Consider the following 18722-nt stretch of genomic DNA (forward strand, 5'->3'; position numbering starts at 1 on the left):
AGGAAAAGGCACGTGGCTCTCCTATCCCGGCTCGCGCTACGCTTGGCCGGGATAAAGCTAGAAGAGCATGGGCATTGCCGATAACCGGAGAAGGCGGCCCGGGGCCACCTCTCCTCTTCAGATCAGAACCGGCTCATTCAGCCGGCGCGGGCGAGGCGCCTGCCGGCAGGTCGGCCGGCAATTCCACCGTTGCCTTGCTCTTCCTCGGCGGGCGGACCCGGAAGAACAGGGCGTAAAGGACCGGTGCGGCGATCAGGGTCAGGACGGTGGCGAATGCCAGCCCTCCCATGATCGTAACCGCCATGCCCCGGAAAAATGCATCCGGCAGAAGCGGCGCCATGCCGAGGATGGTGGTGATTGCAGCCAGCATCACGGGCCGCATACGCGAGACGCATGCCTCGACAATCGCGTCGTACTTCTCCCTGCCCTCGCGGATGAGAAGATCTATCTCTTCCAGAAGCACGATGGCGTTCTTGATCAGCATGCCGGACAGGGACAGGAAACCTAGCAGGGACATGAAGCCGAAGGGCGTGTCCGTTCCCAGCAGGGCGATCGCCACGCCGTTGATCGACATCGGTACCATCAGCCAGATGATCAGGGGCTGGCGGACCGAACCGAACAGCAGGATCGAGATGATCAGCATCACCAGGAAGCCGAGGGGCAACTGCGCACCGAGCGACGCCTGGGCATCGTTGGTGCTTTCATATTCCCCGCCCCATTCCAGAGCGTAGCCCGCGGGCAGTTCGATGGCCTCGATCCGGGGCCGGACCCTGGCAAGAGCCGCGGATGCGGTTTCCCCGCCGTCGTTTCAGCTTTGACGGTCAGCGTGCGCACCCGGTCCCGCCGATGGATCAGCGTATCCTGCGGCTCCATGATGAACTCGCGGACAACCTGGTCGACAGGAACATAACGGCGCTGACTGCTGCTCCAGACAAGCGCGTCCGACACGCTCTCGTTGACGGAGATGCCGTCCTGTCCTGCCTTGCGCGCGACGATCGGAATGCTTTCGTCCACGTCCCGATAGGAACCGACCCGCACGCCCTCCGTGGCAAACTGAAGGGCCACCGAGAGTTCCTCCCGTGTCACGCCTGAAATGCGGGCGCGGTCTTCATCGAAGATCGGGCGCACGACCAGTTCTCGCTGGCGCCAGTTGGTATTCACATCGGCCAGCTTGTTCTCAGGCAGCGCAAAGATCGCTTCGGCTTCGTTGCCGAGGCGCTTGAGCACGTCTGCATCCGGACCGGAGAAACGCGCCTCGATCTTCGCCCCGCCGCCCGGCCCGAATACCAGCCGCTTCGTAATGACCTGGGCTGACGGGAAGCGCTCGGCGAACTGCTCGCGCAAGTCCAGCGCCAGCATGTCGATGTCGTCCCGGCTGCCTGTCCGGATGAGCATATGACCATAAGCAGGATTGGCGTCTTCCGGAGCGTAGGTCAGCATGAACCGCGTCGCGCCGCCGCCGGCGAACGTGGTAACGGCTTCGACCCGATTATCGCTCAGAACGGTCTTTTCCATCTCCTTCAGGTCCGCCTCGGTGGCGCGGATATCCGTGCCCTGCGGCGCCCAGTAATGGATATAGAAAATCGGCGTGTTGCTGTCCGGGAAGAAAGCCTGCTTCACGTTGCCGAATGCCACGACGCAGGCAACCGTTATGCCGATCAGCACGGCGATCGTCAGCAGCCGGGCATGCAGGGTTCCGATCAGAAAGCGGCGATAGACCGTGTAGAGGATGCCCTTGTACGGGTCGTGGTTCTCGACATCGCCCGTGGCCGTGCGGAAGAAATACTTGCCGAACAGCGGCGTGACGGTGATCGCAAAAACCCAGGAGAGGAGAAGCGAGATGCCAATCACGGCAAAGAGGGAGAATAGGAATTCACCGGTCGCATCCGGTGACAGACCAATGCCGGAAAACGCCATGATACCGATGACCGTCGCGCCGAGCAGAGGCCACATGGTCTGCCTGACCACATTGCTTGCCGCATCGATGGCCTTCTGGCCGCGCTGCATGTTGATCATCATGCCTTCGGCGACGACGATGGCATTGTCCACCAGCATGCCCATGGCGATGATCAGGGCACCGAGGGAAATCCGCTCCATCTCGATGGTGAAGATGCGCATGAACAGAACGGTCGCCATTACCGTGAGAAGAAGCACGGTGCCGACAACGACCGAGGCCCGCCAGCCCATGAACAAGGCCAGAACGCCGATCACAATGACCACGGAGGCGGCCAGGTTCAGGATGAAGCCGTTGACGGCTTCATCGACAACGACGTTCTGCTCGTAGATCGGGTGGATCTGCATGCCCACCGGCAGTTGCCCTTCGATTTCGGCGAGCTTGTCGACCACGCGCGCACCGACGTCGACAATATTGGTGCCGTCCACCTGTGAGACGCCGATGGTCACCGCCTCGTGGCCATTGTGGCGGACGAGGCGGTCCGGACGTTCAGGTTCTCCCAGTTCCAGCGTCGCCACATCGGACAGGCGGATCATCGCGGTCGAGCCAGGTCGGCCGATGACCAGATCCTGAATGCCACGGAAATCATCGAACGCAGAAGCCGTCATCAGACGGATGCGCTTGTCGCCCGAAACGCCGGATCCGTTCGTTTGAATGCGGTTTTCAGCATCCAGAACACCGACGATATCGGACATGGAAATACCGAGACCGGCCATCTTGTCATGGTCGACGTTCAGATAAATGACGTCTTCGGGCTCGCCCGCAACCTCGACCTTGCCCACACCGGTGACCGTCAGGAGCTCGCGCCGGATGCGCTTCACCGTTTCCCGGAGGTCCCGGTTGGTGTAGCCATCGGCGGTGAAGGCATAGAACAGACCGTAGACGTCGCCGAAGTCGTCGTAGACGAGCGGCGTTCCAGCGCCGGACGGCAGGTTGCGCGCCTCGTCATTGACCTTGCGGCGCAGCTCGTCCCAGACCTGAGGAAGCTCGGAACCGTCATAGGTCGGTTTGATTTCCACGCTGATGCGCGACAGACCGGGTTCGGAAACAGACGTGATCAGATCCAACTGCGGCATCTGCTGGATTGCCGCTTCGAGGCGCTCGGTGACCTCGTTTTCAACTTCGGCCGCCGTGGCTCCCTGATAGCTTGTGATCACCTGTGCCTGTTTGATGGTGAACGCCGGGTCTTCCAAGCGGCCGACCGACGACAGGCCCCACAGACCGCCCAGAAGAGCGATCAGGACAATCATCCAGGTGTTGACGGGTTTCTGTATGGAATAGCGCGCGATATCCACGGGGTCCGAGCCTTGTATTGCCGTTTGGGATCAGTTCAGGCGACGTACGACCTGGTCATCGCTCAGATAAGCGACACCGGCCGATACGATTTCATCTCCCGGTTCCAGGCCGGAGCTCACCGGTATGTAATCCCCCATCACCGTGCCGATCTCGATCGGCTGCTTGGAGACAGCGCTTGTCGCCTCGGCGAATTTCCAGACAAAGGCCTTCCCATCGCTATCGACCGCAACCGAGCTGGATGGAATGAGGAGTTGTTCGCCAAGTTCAAGCCCCTCCGGAACCACCTTGACGAACACCGAGGCCGTCATGCCGGGATAGAGCTGTTCAGCACCTTCCCTCGGCATGGCCAGCGTCACACGGTAGGTCTGCGCAACGTCATCCACCTGGCTGGCGTGCTCTCGGTACTCCAGCGGAAACAGTTTCTCGCCATAGGCCGGGAACTTTGCTTGGATGGAAACGACCTCGGACTCGGTCACCCGTGCGAACAGAGCTTCGGCGACGTTGATGTCGACCTGCACTTCGGAAAGGTCGTGCATGCGGACCACCGGGGTGCCGACACCGACCGTGGTGAAATTGTCGACCAGCCGCGACGAGACGATCCCGTCGAACGGGGCGCGAAGCTCGGTGTACACAAGATTCTGCTTTGCTTCCGTCAGCGCTTCGACGGCGAGATCATGAATGTTCTTCTGCTCATCGTAAGCGGACTGGGAGACGACGGACCGGTCGCGCAGGGTTTCCAGGCGGTCAAGATCGCGCTTCGCCTGGTCCAGCCGATACGTCGCCTCGCGCACCGCGCGGTCGTAATCGGTCGTATCGAGCTTGGCGATGAGATCGCCCTTCTTGACCTGCTGGCTCTCCAGAACCGGCACAGCCACCAGCTTGCCCGCTACCTGGAAAGACAGATCCACGGTCTGGACCGCGGCGACGCGGCCTGCAAAGCGCCGTTCCAGCGAGCCGACCTGGTCGGAGACGGTATAGATCTTGGCCGGCTTGGGCGCGGCATGCAGCTCGGCTTCGGCTCGCGCGACCGGATCGACGGCGTTGTCCTGACAGGCGGCCAGCAATCCGGCCGCGACCAGAAAACCGGCCAGGCGGCCGATGGAGGCAATGCGGGGTGCAAACATCTGCTAACAATCCTAAGTCTGATTTTTGTTCAGGCGCTCGCGCAGGTCCTTGAAGATCGCCGCACGTTCGTCTTCGGAAAACACCGAGACGCAGTGGGCCCCGGAAAAATGCAGTCCCTCGAGGCTGGCCCAGATGGCCCATGCCCGGCCGAGATCGGCGGTTTCCGCCTCAATTGCCGCTTTCAGCCGGGCCTTGACTTCGACAAAGGGCTCACTGAGATCCGGCTGGGTCGCCTTGGTCGCAAGAATGGCCTGGGCCAAGTCGCGCTGCTCGTGCAACCAGCCTTCCGTTACGTCAATCATCGCTTGCAGGGTCGGGCACTCCAACCCCAGACGCCGGGCGCGCGCAGCGCCGACTTCGGCCTCGAACTGCCCGGCGAGAAACTGGACCATGCCCATGATAAGGGCGTCCTTGCTCGGAAAATTGTACAGAACGCCGCCTTTGGAAAAGCCGCTTTCCTCCGCCACCGCGTCGATGGTGAGGCCCTGCGCACCCGAGCGCCTGACAACCTCGAGCGCCGCTCGGAGAATGTCCGACTTCGAGTCCTGGGAATTTCGGGTTATGCGTGCTGTCATGAGTCTATACCGTCCAGTCAGTACAGTTGGATATATACCGACCGGCCGGTACAGACAAGGGGGGTGATGGTGCATGGCAGCAAAGAATCCGAAAGCCGCCGCTTTGGGTCCGGTATCAGCAACGCCCGGCCTTTAGAGAGACCTATCGAATTCCAGAGAGGTTGGAGATCATGCCGGCAGGCTCGACACGCGAGACGGCAAGCCGACCCGCGAATTGGCTTCACATCTCAGCCCTGCCGCATCCATCGGGGCGGAGGGCGCCTGCTTCATCTTGGGGAGAGGGATCTTCCGGGTCAGGCCACGGCTTTGGAGGCAGCCCGCTCCGCGGCAGCTGCTTCTGCAGCCAGGCGGTCGCGCTCGTCCGCCTCCTTTTCCGTGCGCTCGGCGAAGGCAATAAAGTCTTCGGCCGGCATCGGCTGCGCAAAGTGATAGCCCTGCGCGGCGGTAACGCCGAGCTCCAGAAGGCGCTCGATCTGTTCTTCCAATTCGACCCCTTCGGCAATGATGCCCATGCCCAGGTTGTCGGCCAGTTCGACCATGGAATCGACAATCGTGGTGGAGTTGTCGTCCGAGCCGATCGTGTCGATGAACATCTTGTCGATCTTGATGATGTCGACACCGAGTTTCTGCAGGTAGGCCATGCCGCCATGGCCGGTTCCCACATCGTCCAGTGCGACCCGCACGCCAAGCGCCTGAAGCTCAGCAATGATCTTGCGGGCAAGGTCCATATCCTCCAGCGGATGGCGTTCGGTTACTTCAACGACGATCTGCTGGAACGAGATGGCGGATTTGCCAAAGATAGACTTGATGTCGGCAACGATTTCGCGATCCAGGAAGTGACCGGCAAAGAGATTTATCGACAGCTTCAGATCCGGATTTTCACCGTAGAGTTCACCGACTTCGTCGACCGACACCCGCATCATGTGCCGGGTCATATCGAAGATATGGCCATTGTTTTCCGCGTAAGCCATGAATTGTCCTGGCGAGACGATCATGCCGTTCGGACGCCGCCAGCGCATCAGAACCTCGCAGCCGCGCAGACGATTGGTCTCGATGTCCATGACGGGCTGGTAATAAGGGATGAATTCACCGTTGCGGATCGCAGCCACGAACTCGTCATTCGCCTCACTCTCCGGCCGCCAGGACAGCCAGACGCCGACGGCGACAAGCAGGACAGCAATGCCGCCACAGGCGGCGACCGCGACGACTTTCAGGTCGTTCACGAGTTGCCGGGCGGATGACACTGGGGCGGTGACGGTCGCAGCGAGCGGGTAAAGTTGGGAAGCAATCTCCACGGACAGCATTTCTTCCGGATCTGATCCCTCGGAGTTGTACCCGCCGACACTGTACCAGAGCAGATTGTCGCCGAGGCGAAGCTCCGCCCTGCGATAGGAGCGCAGATATTCCGGTCCCGGATCGATGGCGATGACGGCCGGCGTTACCTCCGCGAAAAGCCGCGTCCGGTCCTTCAGGTCCCAACTGATCACCGCAGCCCGCGCCCCCAGGTAACCGCGCTCAAGCATGCCGATGCCGACAAGCGGGCCGTCCATGCGCAGCTGCGGCAGAATGACCTGGCCCGCCAGTTCACGGTCCGGAATGATGCACATGCGCTGGCCGGATGCATCCGCCAGACCGATGGCATCTATCATGCCGTGCGCGACGATCTGCTTTTCAAAAATGACGCGGTCTTCGGCGCTGCAGGTCTGCACATTGTCGCGGTCGAGCCGCTGCAGGAGAGTGACGGTCGTGCTGATCGCCTCCTCCGCGCGGCGGATCGAGACATTGCCCATGGCCTCCATCTCCGTGATGGCACGCCGTTCCGCATACTGGTCCAGGATGATATTGATTGCGAATAACGGAGCGGTCGCCAGCACGAGGGCGATCAGCACCGTCTTAGCGAAACCAACGTAACGGAAGGACAAAACAAGGGCCTGTTTGCGAATAAGCTCTTTCTGACAATCCTTGATCTGGGTAAACAAGACCTGAATGGGCAGGTTTTTCGTCCAGATCAAAGCCGTTCCACGACGCCTTGCGCCATGGTCATCGATGCTTGAGCCAGCGGGCACAGGCTGCATTTCAACAACCGGATGAAGGGAGACATTCATGGAGGCATTGTTTATAGGACAAGCCTATATCGACGTTACGTTTGTCACCGACCACCTGCCGACGGGCGATGAAAAGACGATCGCCGACGACTACGCCATCAGTTTTGGCGGCAATGCCGTGACCGCGGCCTTCTGTTGCGCCAAGCTCGGCGGCAAACCGGATCTCTTGTGTTCCCTGGCCGATGACTGGCTGGCGCGGATGTTCCTGGACATGGCCGCCGCCTACGGAATTTCCATCCACGGCCGCAAGGTGCGCGAATCCTCCCTGTCCTTCATCATGCCCAAGGGTGGCAAACGCGCGATCGTGCGCTGCCGGGACAACGACTTCCTGCATCCCTTCCCCCCGCTGACGATTGGCGGAATGAAGGCGCTTCACCTTGACGGACACATGCCGGACGCGGCCCTCCACTATGCCGCAACCTGCCGGAATCTCGGCATCCTGACCTCCCTCGACGGCGGCGCGGTACGGGAGAACACGGACGAACTTCTCGATCAGATCGACATCGCCGTCGTTTCCGAGCGGTTCTGCGAGCAACTCGGCAAATCCACGGGGGAAACGCTGAACTACCTGCGCGCGAAGAACTGTCCCGTCGGCGCCGTGACCCTCGGCGAACAGGGCATGGTCTGGTACGAATCCGGCGGCCCGGACAAGGTCATGCCCGCCCTTGCCGTTCCGCCCGAAAAAGTGGTGGATTCCAACGGCGCCGGCGATGTATTCCACGGTGCCTATATCGCCTCCTATCTTCACTGGCCGGAGAGGAGCTGGGACCAGCATTTCCACTTCGCGCGCGGAGCATCGGCCCATGCCATTCAGCATCTGGGCAACGAAGACAGCCTGCCGAGCCTGCAGGACGTGGAGCGCGCTATCGAGGCCTTTCCGGAAAAAGCCGTCGCCGAGCGGATCTCGTGAACTCGTGCAGGCGAAGTTTTCCGAGCATCACCGGCTTTCGCCTTGCCTCGCATCCGAACATAAAGCAGAGTGTGCTCGCCTTCTTTTGATGGAGTTTTTGTGATGTTTTATCGTGGCGCCCGCCTCGCGTCGGGCCTGACGGCAGCCGTCAGCCTGTTCGCTCTTCAGCTCAGCCCTGCCCTCGCCTTCGAACCGAGCGGCAACGATGTCGCCGACGCGTTCCTGACCATTCTTGATTCGGATCAGGGAACGGTCGAGAGCTATGGGGGTGTGGAGGAATCCGGCGGCGAGGTAACGATCAGGGACCTGCTCATCACCAATGAAAACGAAGACAACGCCAAGGCAACGATCGGCACCACCGTCCTCACCGAGGGTGAAATCCTTGACGACGGCCGCCTCAAGCTCGGCAGCCTGGGGCTTCAGGACCTGGAACTGACCAGCGACGACGGCGGCATGAGCCTGAATAATCTGAAGGTGACGGAATTGCTCCTGCCGTCGGCCGAAGAAGTCGCAGCAAACAAGTCGCCCGTCGGACCGGGTTACAGGTCCCTTGAGATCAACACCGTTCAGATCCGGGATGAAGACGGAAAGGTCGCGGATGTCGACAAGATCATGTCTTCGATCGACAGCATGGACGGCGATCTGCCGACCTCCGGCAGCTTTTCGATTTCCGGTGCCAAAATCGACGTAAAGCAGATCGAATCCGAGGAAGCCAAGGCGCTGACCGACCTCGGCTACGAGACCCTGTCCATGAATATTACCGGTTCCGGAAAATGGGACCCGGAAACCGCAACGCTGGTCATTCCGGAACTAAAAATTGATGCCCAGGAAGCGGCAAGCCTGTCACTCTCCCTGTCGCTTGGCGGCGTCACCCGGGAGGTGATCGCCAAGCTCGGCGACAATCCCGAGGAGCCGGAAGAGGCAATGGCGCTTCTCCAGAACGTGGCCATCGAGAATGCCAAGATCCGGCTGGACGATGCCTCTCTGACCGGCCGTATCCTCGATCAGGAGGCCGAAAAAGCCGGTGTCGCGAAGTCGGACTACGTGTCCGGGCTGACCAGCACCCTGCCGATGATGCTCTCGATGCTGCAGAACAAGGACCTGGAAACTCAGGTTGCCGAGGCCGTCACACAGTACCTGAATAGTCCTGGTTCGCTCCAGATTACGGCAGCGCCCGGCGCCCCGGTGCCGATGGCTCAAATCATGGGAACCGCGATGCTGGCACCGCAGATGATCCCGCAAATCCTGTCGGTAAGCGTCACCGCCAACCAGTAATCCGAAGCAGAGCGCGTCATTTTGGAAGCCCGGACTGCGGTCCGGGCCCGGACGCCTGCTCAACGCATGTCACGTTGAATTTGTTCAGTAATTTCCTTGCTTACTTTGTTATCCGGTGGCGGTCCCCGATGGATCCGCGATGGCCGGGCTTGTGCCGTTAAGCGAAATCCGGGTACGGCGGACTGAAGCGTCCGCGCTTCCGAAAATACTGCCGTACGACAACCGTGCGACCGGTATTTACTGAGCCGCCTCGATGCGATTCTGGAACTGAAGTTCGCACAGGCGGCGGTAGATGCCGTCATGTTCGAATAGCTCGTCGTGGGTTCCGCTTTCAACCAAACGCCCCTGATCCATAACATGGATCTGATGGGCATGGCGCACGGTGCTGAGCCGGTGAGCAATGACGAGCGTCGTACGGTCGGCCATCAGCGTTTCGAGAGCTGACTGGATCTTGGCCTCCGATTCCGCATCAAGCGCGGACGTCGCCTCATCCAGAAGCAGGATCGGAGCGTCCCTGAGCATGGCACGTGCAATCGCGACCCGCTGACGCTGGCCGCCGGATAGCCGCCCGCCCCCGGCCCCGACCAGTGTGTCATAGCCGTTCGGCAGCTCCAGGATGAACTCGTGTGCGTTCGCGGCCCGGGCAGCGGCTTCGATTTCGGCCTGACTGGCACCCGGCTTGCCGAAGGCGATATTGTCCCTGACGCTCAGGTTGAACAGGTAGGAGTCCTGACCGACGTAGGCGATATTCCGCCGCAGGGACTGCAGCGTCACGTCCTTGATCACCTGCCCGTCGACGATAATTTCCCCGGTCTGAGGATCATAGAAGCGCTCGATGAGTGCAAAGAGGGTAGACTTGCCGGCGCCAGAGGCCCCGACGAGCGCAGTCGTACTGCCGCCTTCAGCGACCAGAGACAGCCCCTTCAGCGCCGCCCCTTCCCCATAGGAGAACTGAACGTCGCGCAATTCGATCCGGCCGGCTTCAACCCGCAAATCGGGCGCGTTCTCGACCTGTTGCAGATCCGGCTCCTGATCGATCAGCTCGTACATCAGGCGAACACCGACCACGCCTTTGCTCAGATTGACGTTGAGGCGGGCAAGGCGCCGGGCGGGGTCGTAAGCGAGGAGCAGGGCGGTGATGAAGGCAAAGAAGGCTCCCGGATCCTGATTGAGCTCCACGACGGAATATCCGCCGTAAAAGATGACAAGCGCAATGGCAATTCCGCCCAGGGTTTCCATCAGCGGTGACGTTCTTGCGGTCAATGCCGCGATCTTGTTCGACTGACGCAGCACTTCAGCGACAGCGCCGGCCATCCGTTCGCGCATGGCAGGTTCCATGCCGAAGGCCTTGACGACGCGAATGCCGAGAACGGTCTCCTGCATGGTGGCGCCGATCTTGGCATTGGAGACTACCTGCCTATTGGCATAGACCTTGACCCGCCTGATCAGCAAGCTGACGCCGATGACTGCCGGAGGCATGATGACGAAGGCGAGGAGGCTCATGAGAGGGTCCTGCACGACCATCACCGCCACGAGACCGATCAGCGTCAGAACATCGCGGCCGAGCGTCAGCACGATCATTTCGATCACGTTGCGGGCACTGCCGGCGCCGGTCCCCACCCGGATCGAGATTTCCGGAAGGGACATGCGATCGAAATAGGCCTGGTCCTGCTCGGTGAGGCGCTTGAACAGGCGGGCCTGGAGGTCCGCAACAATCGAATTGCCGACGCGGGAAAGAATCACGGCCTGACCGTAGGTCGCCGCCCCTTTCAGGGTGAAGATGACCAGCACGGCACCGGCGATAGTATAGATCATCGCCTTGTCGCGATTAATGAAGACCTCGTTGATGACGTCCTTCATGATCCAGGCGCTTGCGGCCGTCGTCGCAGCTACCATCGCCATGAAGATGAACGCCAGGATATAGCGCGGTATGTAGGCCCGGATGTTTTCCGTAAGCAGCCGCTTGACGAGCTGGACCGTTCCGTCCGGATCCTGCCAGACCTGCCATTTTGCAGGATTGAGCAAAGTGTCGCCTTTCCAAACGTATCGGCATGTCGAGGTCGGCGGGGCCGACCTCACGCCGCATTACAACAAGAGGTACTCATATTAACGGTCTGCCGCAAGCAGGGCCCGTTCAGGCTTCCGGCAGGTTCAGCCGCAAGTGAAGCTCCCGCAGCTGTGCCGCCGTCGACTCGCTCGGCGCGCCCATCATCAGGTCTTCAGCCTTCTGGTTCATCGGGAACAGCATCACCTCACGGATGTTGGCCTCGTCCGCCAGCAGCATCACCATACGGTCGATGCCGGCCGCGCAGCCGCCATGCGGAGGAGCTCCGTACTGGAAGGCGTTGACCATGCCGCCAAAGCGGTTGTTGACTTCCTCTGCCGAATAGCCAGCGATTTCGAAGGCCTTGTACATGATCTCCGGCTTGTGGTTCCGGATCGCGCCGGAAACCAGCTCATGGCCATTGCAGGACAGATCGTACTGGTAACCCTTGACCTCCAGCGGGTCGCCTTCCAGCGCTTCCAGCCCGCCCTGCGGCATGGAGAAGGGATTGTGCTCGAAGTCGATCTCGCCGGTTTCCTCGTCACGTTCATAGATAGGAAAGTCGACGATCCAGGCGAACTCGAACCGGTCCTTGTCAGTGTGGCCGAGTTCTTCGCCGATGATGACACGTGCCTTGGCCGCAACCGGCCCGAACTGTTTCGGCTTGCCACCGAGGAAGAAGGCGGCATCGCCCATTTCCAGGCCAAGCTGGATCCGGATCGCTTCGGTGCGCTCCGGGCCGATGTTCTTGGCTAGCGGGCCCGCGGCTTCCATGGATCCGTCTTCGCCAGCGCGCCAGAAGATATACCCCATGCCCGGCAGGCCTTGTTCCTGGGCGAACTTGTTCATGCGGTCGCAGAACTTGCGGCTGCCGCCCTTCGGCGCCGGAATTGCGCGAATTTCGGTGCCTGGCTGCTCCAGCAGGTTTGCGAAGATCGCAAATCCGGAGCCGGCAAAATGCTCGGAGACGACCTGCATTTTGATCGGGTTGCGCAGGTCCGGCTTGTCGGTGCCGTACCACAGTGCAGAATCCTTATAGGAAATCTGCGGCCAGTTGCGATTGACCGGACGGCCCTGGCCAAACCGCTCGAAGCAGCCCGCGATCACGGGTTCGACCGTGTCGAACACTTCCTGCTGGGTGACGAAGGACATTTCCACGTCGAGCTGGTAGAAGTCCGTCGGCGACCGGTCGGCGCGCGGATCTTCGTCGCGGAAACACGGCGCGATCTGGAAATACTTGTCGAAGCCGGAGACCATCAGCAGTTGCTTGAACTGCTGGGGCGCCTGCGGCAATGCGTAGAACTTGCCCGGATGCAGACGGGACGGGACGAGGAAATCCCGCGCGCCTTCCGGCGAGGACGCTGTGAGGATCGGCGTCTGGAATTCGTTGAAGCCGATTGCCCACATGCGGTCACGCAGATCCCGCACGACGTTCGAGCGCAGGATCATGTTGTTGTGCAGCTTTTCACGGCGCAGGTCGAGGAAGCGGTATTTCAGCCGGACCTCTTCCGGATAGTCCAGATCCCCGAAGACGGGCAGAGGCAGTTCCTTGGCCGCACCCAGCACTTCCAGTTCGCGGATGAACACCTCGATCGCGCCGGTGGGAAGATCCGGGTTGATCGTTTCCTCGCTCCGCTTCTTGACATTGCCGTCGATGCGGATGCACCACTCGGAGCGAACCGTTTCGGCAAGGCCGAATGCCGCCGAATCCGGATCGACCACACACTGGGTTATGCCGTAATGGTCCCGCAGATCGATGAACAGCACCCCGCCATGATCGCGAACCCGGTGGACCCAGCCGGAAAGACGGATTGTCTCTCCTTCATCGGACAAACGGAGGTCACCGCAAGTGTGACTACGGTAGGGGTGCATTTTCGTTCCTCGACAGTTCTTCTGGCATAGAAAATCGTTACGGCCCGCCAAGGGCAGGCCGTGTCCGGCTGCACAAGCCATGTTGCGGAGCGAAAGTCAAGGGAGTGGCTGCGGCGCCCCGTGCCGAATTCGGGTCTCCGCCGCCGCCCTGCCGGTTCGCTATAGCGGCTGGTATTGGGCGCATATCTGGAGCGAACGCGCCCCGGAACAGTCGAAAATACGGACGGCGTCGCGCTTTCCCTCTTTCGCCGATCGCGTCTTACCGGGTCCGCTTGAGACCTTCTGCACCGGCAGGGGTCAAGCGACGCCACCTGCCCCCAGGAAGGGCTGGACTTCTGCCGGTCGACATCTGCCGGTGCAGCTTTACTGACAGCAGCCAGGGCAAGTTTCGCGGCGATCATGCCGCATCCACCCATGGCATTCGCTGCCAGACCTGTGCGCATTTTTCCATGCCTTTTTCAAACTTCGGCCTGTGTTGATACTGAGCACCACCACAGGTGCACATATTGCGCTTGGGTGGGAGTTTTGAACTTGAACGTCACCATTTCGTGGCGACAAAGCGGCAGAACTCAGGTATAGCTTTCGATCACCATGCATGTGATTACAAAGACAAAAGACCTCGCCGCTGCCTGCCAGCGCCTTGCTGCCAACGACTATGTCACAGTGGACACGGAATTCCTCCGTGAGACCACCTTCTGGCCCAAACTCTGTGTGATTCAGATGGCCGGGCCGGATATGGCGTTCATCGTCGATGCGCTATCCGAAGGGCTCGACCTTGCCCCGTTTTTCGACCTGATGTGCAACGACAGTGTGACAAAGGTCTTCCACGCGGCGCGCCAGGATATCGAAATCATCTATCATCTGGGCGAGCTGATTCCCGAACCGGTATTCGACACCCAGGTTGCCGCCATGGTCTGCGGGTTCGGCGATTCCATTTCCTATGACCAGTTGATCTACAAGGTCACCGGTGCCCAGATCGACAAGTCGTCCCGCTTCACGGACTGGGCGCGCCGGCCGCTGACGGCCAAGCAGCTCGACTATGCGCTTGCCGACGTCACCCACCTGCGCGAAGCCTATCAGTTTCTGAAGGCGAATCTCGCGGAGCAAAGCCGCAGCCATTGGGTCCAGGACGAGATGAAAGTGCTGACGTCGGTCGCCACCTACAGAACGGACCCCGAGCAGGCCTGGAAGCGGCTGAAGCTGCGGGTGCGCAAGCCGGTTGAACTCGCCGTCATGATGGAAGTCGCCGCCTGGCGGGAGAAGGAGGCGCAGGCCCGCGATGTCCCGCGCAGCCGTGTCATCAAGGACGATGCGATTTATGAACTTGCCGCGCAGCAGCCCCTGGACCAGGAAGCCCTGTCACGGCTGAGGACGATTCCGCGCGGCTTCGAGCGCTCCAAATCCGCGGACGACATCCTGAAGGCCGTGAAGCGCGCGGTCGGGCTGCCCAAGGAGGAACTGCCCAGACTGCCGAAGGGCCGTCAGGCACCAGACGGGTCCGCAGCGGCAGTGGATCTCCTGAAAGTCCTGTTGAAGCTGGTCAGCGAGGCACACGGTGTTGCGGCGAAGGTGATCGCAACGGTTGACGATCTTGAAAAGATCGCGGCCGATGACGATGCCGATGTTGCCGCTCTGAAGGGCTGGCGCCGGGAACTGTTCGGCGAGACCGCGTTGAAGCTGAAACGCGGCGAAGTCGCCCTCGCCTTCCAGAACCGCCAGATCGTCGCGCTCGAGCAGCATCAGGAACGGGACGCGGCGGAGTAGGATAGAGCCCCACTGTTTGGGGCTCATGGCGGCATATCAGCCAGCCCTACCCCAGTTGAACCTCGATCACGGTGTCGATGGTCTTGCCGAGTTGGCCCGCCCGTTTGCGCAGTCGTTCGCCGTCGAGGCTTGCAAGGTCCTTGCCCAGGTCAAGGGACAGACCGGTATGCGTTCTTGAGATTCCTACCTTCGGCAGCAGGCCGGCCATCGAAGCGCTGAGCAGCGAGGCGACGCGCAACGTCGCGCCGAGGACCTTGGCGCGGATGCGCAGACGGTCGGTAAACAGATGATGGATGACGGGGGAGAGATCTCCCTCCCGCAGGCCCTGATGCCTGTAGAAAACGGCGGCGGCCAGATAGGCCCGGCTGGCATGATCCAGGCCGACAAAGGACGCGTTGGAAATGATGTTGAGGCTCTGCTCGCCGCGGTAGTCGGGATGTGCCCGCCAGCCGATATCTGAAAGCAGACAGGCCGCGTGCCTCAAGCGGGTTTCGTTGGCTGTTTCCTCGATTGCCAGCAGATTGAACAGCTTGTCTGTCCAGGCAATCAGTTCTTCGGCATGCTCCGGCGAGCGGGCGCGCAACGTACACAATTCCCGGGCAGCCTCTATCACCGGATCATGGTCCTGTATTTCCTGCGGCAGCTTTTCGTGCAGCAGCCCCTCGCGCACGCCGGTTGCCGAAAAGACGAGGCGCTCGGCCTTCATCGCCATCAGCACCTGCTCCATGACGACGGCCCCGAAGGGAACAAGCGGGCGCCGCTGCTTCGAGACGACTTCCGACCTCTCGATGCCTTCCAGATTCGGCACGGCGATCTTCCGGCAGAACTCGATCGCTTCTTCCGCGCTGATCTCGTAATTGTGCATCACATGCAGGGGATAGTTGTTCTGCATCAGGTGAAGGCGGCCGAGTGAGCGCCAGGTGCCGCCGACCGCGTAAAAGGTGCGCTCCCCGGGCGGCAGGTCCGGCCACTCGTAGTTTCGCAGCGCCGCTTCGGCAATTTTGCGGGCCCTTGCAACCTTGCCTTCCGCTTCCTCGGACAGGCGCAAACCGCCGAGCGGAAAAGTCGCTCCGAGACCGGCGCTCTTGTCATCGATTTCCACGAGTTCGAGACTGCCGCCGCCCATGTCGCCGACAATGCCACGCGGCTGCCAGAAGCCGGCAATCACGCCGAGCGCGGAATAATAGGCTTCTTCGCTGCCGTCGAGGATGCGCACCGGCGCGCTCAGAGAGCTCTCCACCTGCAGGACGAATTCGGGGCCGTTTTTCGCATCCCTTGCGGCGGCCGTTGCAACGATGTGGATTTCCTTGCAGCCTGTATGGTCGATCAGGGCCCTGAAGCGTGCCAGTTCGCCCAGTGCCAGCCTGACGGACTCTTCGGCCATCTGGCCGGTGGCCGCCACCCCCTTGCCGAGCCCTGCAAGCAGCTTCTCGTTGAAGAGCATGGTCGGCGTGCGGGCCTTGCGTTCGTAGATCACAAGGCGCACGGAATTCGAGCCGATGTCCACGACCGCAATCGGTCCGGACCCGTTGAGCCGGCCTCGAGCCGGCTTGAACTGGCCTGTCATGCTATCCTCGTTTTTGCCGTTCCAGAAACGGCTTGGGCCGATCACTCTTCAAGGACTTGCCCCGCCCCGAGAGCGACGGGTTCGTCATGAAATACCGATGAGCATTGAACGGTTCCTCGTTCGGTCCCGGCTCGATCCGTTCATGGCTGCCATCGGCGAGGATGCGCCAGCTCTGCTGGTTGTCCTTCAGGTTGGCGACCATGATCTGGTCAAGGACCTGCTCGTGTACCGTCGGGGTCAGCAAGGGCGCAAGCACCTCCACGCGGCGGTCGATGTTGCGCGGCATCATATCTGCCGAGCCGATATAGACATGGGCTTCGGGCGACGGCAGCCCCTTGCCGTTGCCGAAGCAATAGATCTGCGAATGCTCCAGGAAACGACCGATGATCGACTTCACCCGGATGTTGTCCGACAGGCCCGGGATCCCCGGACGCAGACAGCAGATGCCGCGGATGACGAGGTCGACCTGCACCCCCGCCTGGCTGGCGCGGTAGAGTGTGTCGATCACCTCTCCATCGACCAGGGAATTCATCTTCATCCAGATCTGCGCCGGCCGCCCCGCCTTGGCGTGCTCGATTTCCGCTTCGGTCAGCTCCAGCATGCGCGTGCGCAGGTTCAGCGGCGAGACCACAAGGTTGTTGAGCTCTGCCGGTTCCGCATAGCCGGTGATGTAGTTGAAGATCCGGGCCGCATCTTCCGCGATGCCCGGATCATCCGTGAAGAAGGACAGATCCTCGTAAATCCGCGCCGTAATCGGGTGATAATTGCCGGTGCCGATATGGCAATAGGTCTTGAGCTGACCATGTTCGCGCTTAATGACCATGGAAATTTTCGAGTGCGTCTTCAGTTCGATGAAGCCGAAGACCACCTGCACCCCGGCTCTTTCCAGGTCACGCGCCCATTTGATGTTGGCCTCTTCGTCGAAGCGGGCCTTCAGTTCCACGAGCGCAGTGACCGATTTGCCGGCTTCGGCGGCTTCGGCCAGGGCCTTGACGATCGGGCTGTCGTTGGACGTCCGGTAAAGCGTCTGTTTGATGGCAACGACATCCGGGTCCCGCGCAGCCTGGCGCAGATACTGCACGACCACATCAAAGGATCTCGTATGGATGGTGAACAATGATGTCCTTCTGGTGGATCGCCGCCAGGCAGTCGCCGCCGTGTTCACGGATGCGCTCGGGAAACCTTGCCGTATAAGGTTCGAATTTCAGATCCGGCCGCTCCAGATCGACGATTTGTGACAGATTGTTGAGAGCCAACAGGCCGTTTGCCAGGAAGATCTCGTTGTCGCTTACCTGCAGGGCTTCAGCGACGAATTCGCGCAGGGGCGCCGGAGTGGTCTCCTGGATTTCCAGCCGGATCACGGACCCCCGGCGGCGGCGCTTCAACGCGCTTTCAAACAGACGGACCAGATCTTCGGCTTCTTCCTCGATTTCAAGATCGCTGTCGCGGATCACCCGGAATGCGCCCTTGCCCCGGATTTCGTAACCCGGGAAAAGCCGTCCGATGAACAGGCTGATCACCTTCTCAACCGCGACGAAGCGGGCTGCACCGTTGTCGCCGTTTGGAAGCTGGACGAACCGGTCGAGCTGGTTCGGGATCCTGAGCAGTGCGATCATGCCGCTGCTGCCGGACGTCTTGACCAGTTCGAAGACGATGGAAAAGCCGAGATTGGGAATGAAAGGGAACGGATGGGCCGGATCGATCGCAAGCGGCGTGAGAACCGGAAATATATAGGCAAGGAAATAGTCCTTCAGCCAGCTCCGGTCGGCATCGCTCAGATTGTCGCCCTTCAGGATCTCGATGCCCTTGTCGACGATTTCGCGACGCAGTTCGCCCCATGTTTCCTGCTGTGAGGCCTGAAGCTCGCGCACCGCTTCACTGACTTTATGCAGCTGCTCGGTAGGGGTAAGGCCATCATCGGAAAGATTGGTGACGTCCGCCCGCTGCTGTCCGCGCAAGCCGGCGACGCGCACCATGAAGAATTCATCGAGGTTGTTGGCTGAGATCGACAGGAACCGGATCCGCTCGAGCAGCGGATGATTCTGGTTCATCGCTTCTTCAAGAACACGCCGGTTGAACTGGAGCCAGGACAGTTCCCGGTTCATGAAGCGTCTCGGAGAGGCGGCAAGGTCCGAGACCGTGTCGTCTCTTCCGGCGACGGGCGGTACTTCCGCATGTTCGGATGCAGGGGAAAGAACTTCTGAAACAGCAGGGTTTTCGGTCATTTTCCTTTCC

Annotated in this window: 9 protein-coding genes and 2 pseudogenes; 3 read left to right on the forward strand and 8 right to left on the reverse strand. The window is 60.9% G+C overall.

Annotated elements, in window-relative coordinates:
* Positions 1 to 133: 133 nt before the first annotated feature.
* The 4 genes and pseudogenes from ON753_RS12150 to ON753_RS12165 form a co-directional block, all read right to left on the reverse strand.
* Positions 134 to 3204: pseudogene (locus ON753_RS12150) on the reverse strand (efflux RND transporter permease subunit).
* A 75-nt stretch (positions 3205 to 3279) separates the two neighbouring features.
* Positions 3280 to 4374 carry an efflux RND transporter periplasmic adaptor subunit gene (locus tag ON753_RS12155; RefSeq protein ID WP_265962846.1) on the reverse strand — a complete coding sequence of 365 codons (1095 nt, stop codon included), beginning with the start codon at positions 4372 to 4374 and terminating at the stop codon, positions 3280 to 3282.
* Between the two features lie 12 nt (positions 4375 to 4386).
* Complete coding sequence (locus ON753_RS12160; RefSeq protein WP_265962848.1) at positions 4387 to 4950, reverse strand: TetR/AcrR family transcriptional regulator; 564 nt, start codon at positions 4948 to 4950, stop codon at positions 4387 to 4389.
* Positions 4951 to 5243: 293 nt separating this feature from the next.
* Complete coding sequence (locus ON753_RS12165; protein WP_265962850.1) at positions 5244 to 6962, reverse strand: EAL domain-containing protein; 1719 nt, start codon at positions 6960 to 6962, stop codon at positions 5244 to 5246.
* 91 nt (positions 6963 to 7053) lie between these two features.
* Here ON753_RS12165 and ON753_RS12170 point away from each other — a divergent pair, with 91 nt between their 5' ends.
* Both ON753_RS12170 and ON753_RS12175 read left to right on the forward strand, forming a co-directional pair.
* Complete coding sequence (locus ON753_RS12170) at positions 7054 to 7965, forward strand: sugar kinase (protein WP_265962852.1); 912 nt, start codon at positions 7054 to 7056, stop codon at positions 7963 to 7965.
* A gap of 102 nt (positions 7966 to 8067) precedes the next feature.
* Positions 8068 to 9240, forward strand: coding sequence for a hypothetical protein (locus ON753_RS12175; protein WP_265962854.1), 1173 nt, complete (start codon positions 8068 to 8070; stop codon positions 9238 to 9240).
* Positions 9241 to 9477: 237 nt separating this feature from the next.
* On the opposite strand, the gene ON753_RS12180 is transcribed toward ON753_RS12175, so the two are convergent.
* Both ON753_RS12180 and aspS read right to left on the reverse strand, forming a co-directional pair.
* On the reverse strand, positions 9478 to 11265 hold the full coding sequence (locus ON753_RS12180; protein ID WP_265962857.1) for an ABC transporter ATP-binding protein: 1788 nt from the start codon (positions 11263 to 11265) through the stop codon (positions 9478 to 9480).
* 109 nt (positions 11266 to 11374) lie between these two features.
* Positions 11375 to 13156, reverse strand: coding sequence for an aspartate--tRNA ligase (gene aspS, locus ON753_RS12185; RefSeq protein ID WP_265962859.1), 1782 nt, complete (start codon positions 13154 to 13156; stop codon positions 11375 to 11377).
* A 591-nt stretch (positions 13157 to 13747) separates the two neighbouring features.
* On the opposite strand from aspS, the gene rnd reads away from it, so the two are divergent.
* On the forward strand, positions 13748 to 14920 hold the full coding sequence (rnd, locus tag ON753_RS12190; protein WP_265962861.1) for a ribonuclease D: 1173 nt from the start codon (positions 13748 to 13750) through the stop codon (positions 14918 to 14920).
* Between the two features lie 46 nt (positions 14921 to 14966).
* On the opposite strand, the gene ON753_RS12195 is transcribed toward rnd, so the two are convergent.
* Positions 14967 to 16487: a Ppx/GppA phosphatase family protein gene (locus ON753_RS12195; protein ID WP_265962862.1), complete on the reverse strand. Its 1521-nt coding sequence runs from the start codon at positions 16485 to 16487 to the stop codon at positions 14967 to 14969.
* Between the two features lies 1 nt (position 16488).
* Positions 16489 to 18592, reverse strand: a pseudogene (locus ON753_RS12200) (RNA degradosome polyphosphate kinase).
* Positions 18593 to 18722 lie beyond the last annotated feature (130 nt).

It is taken from the genome of Roseibium salinum (genome assembly GCF_026240905.1).
GTDB classification, from domain to species: Bacteria; Pseudomonadota; Alphaproteobacteria; order Rhizobiales; family Stappiaceae; genus Roseibium; species Roseibium salinum.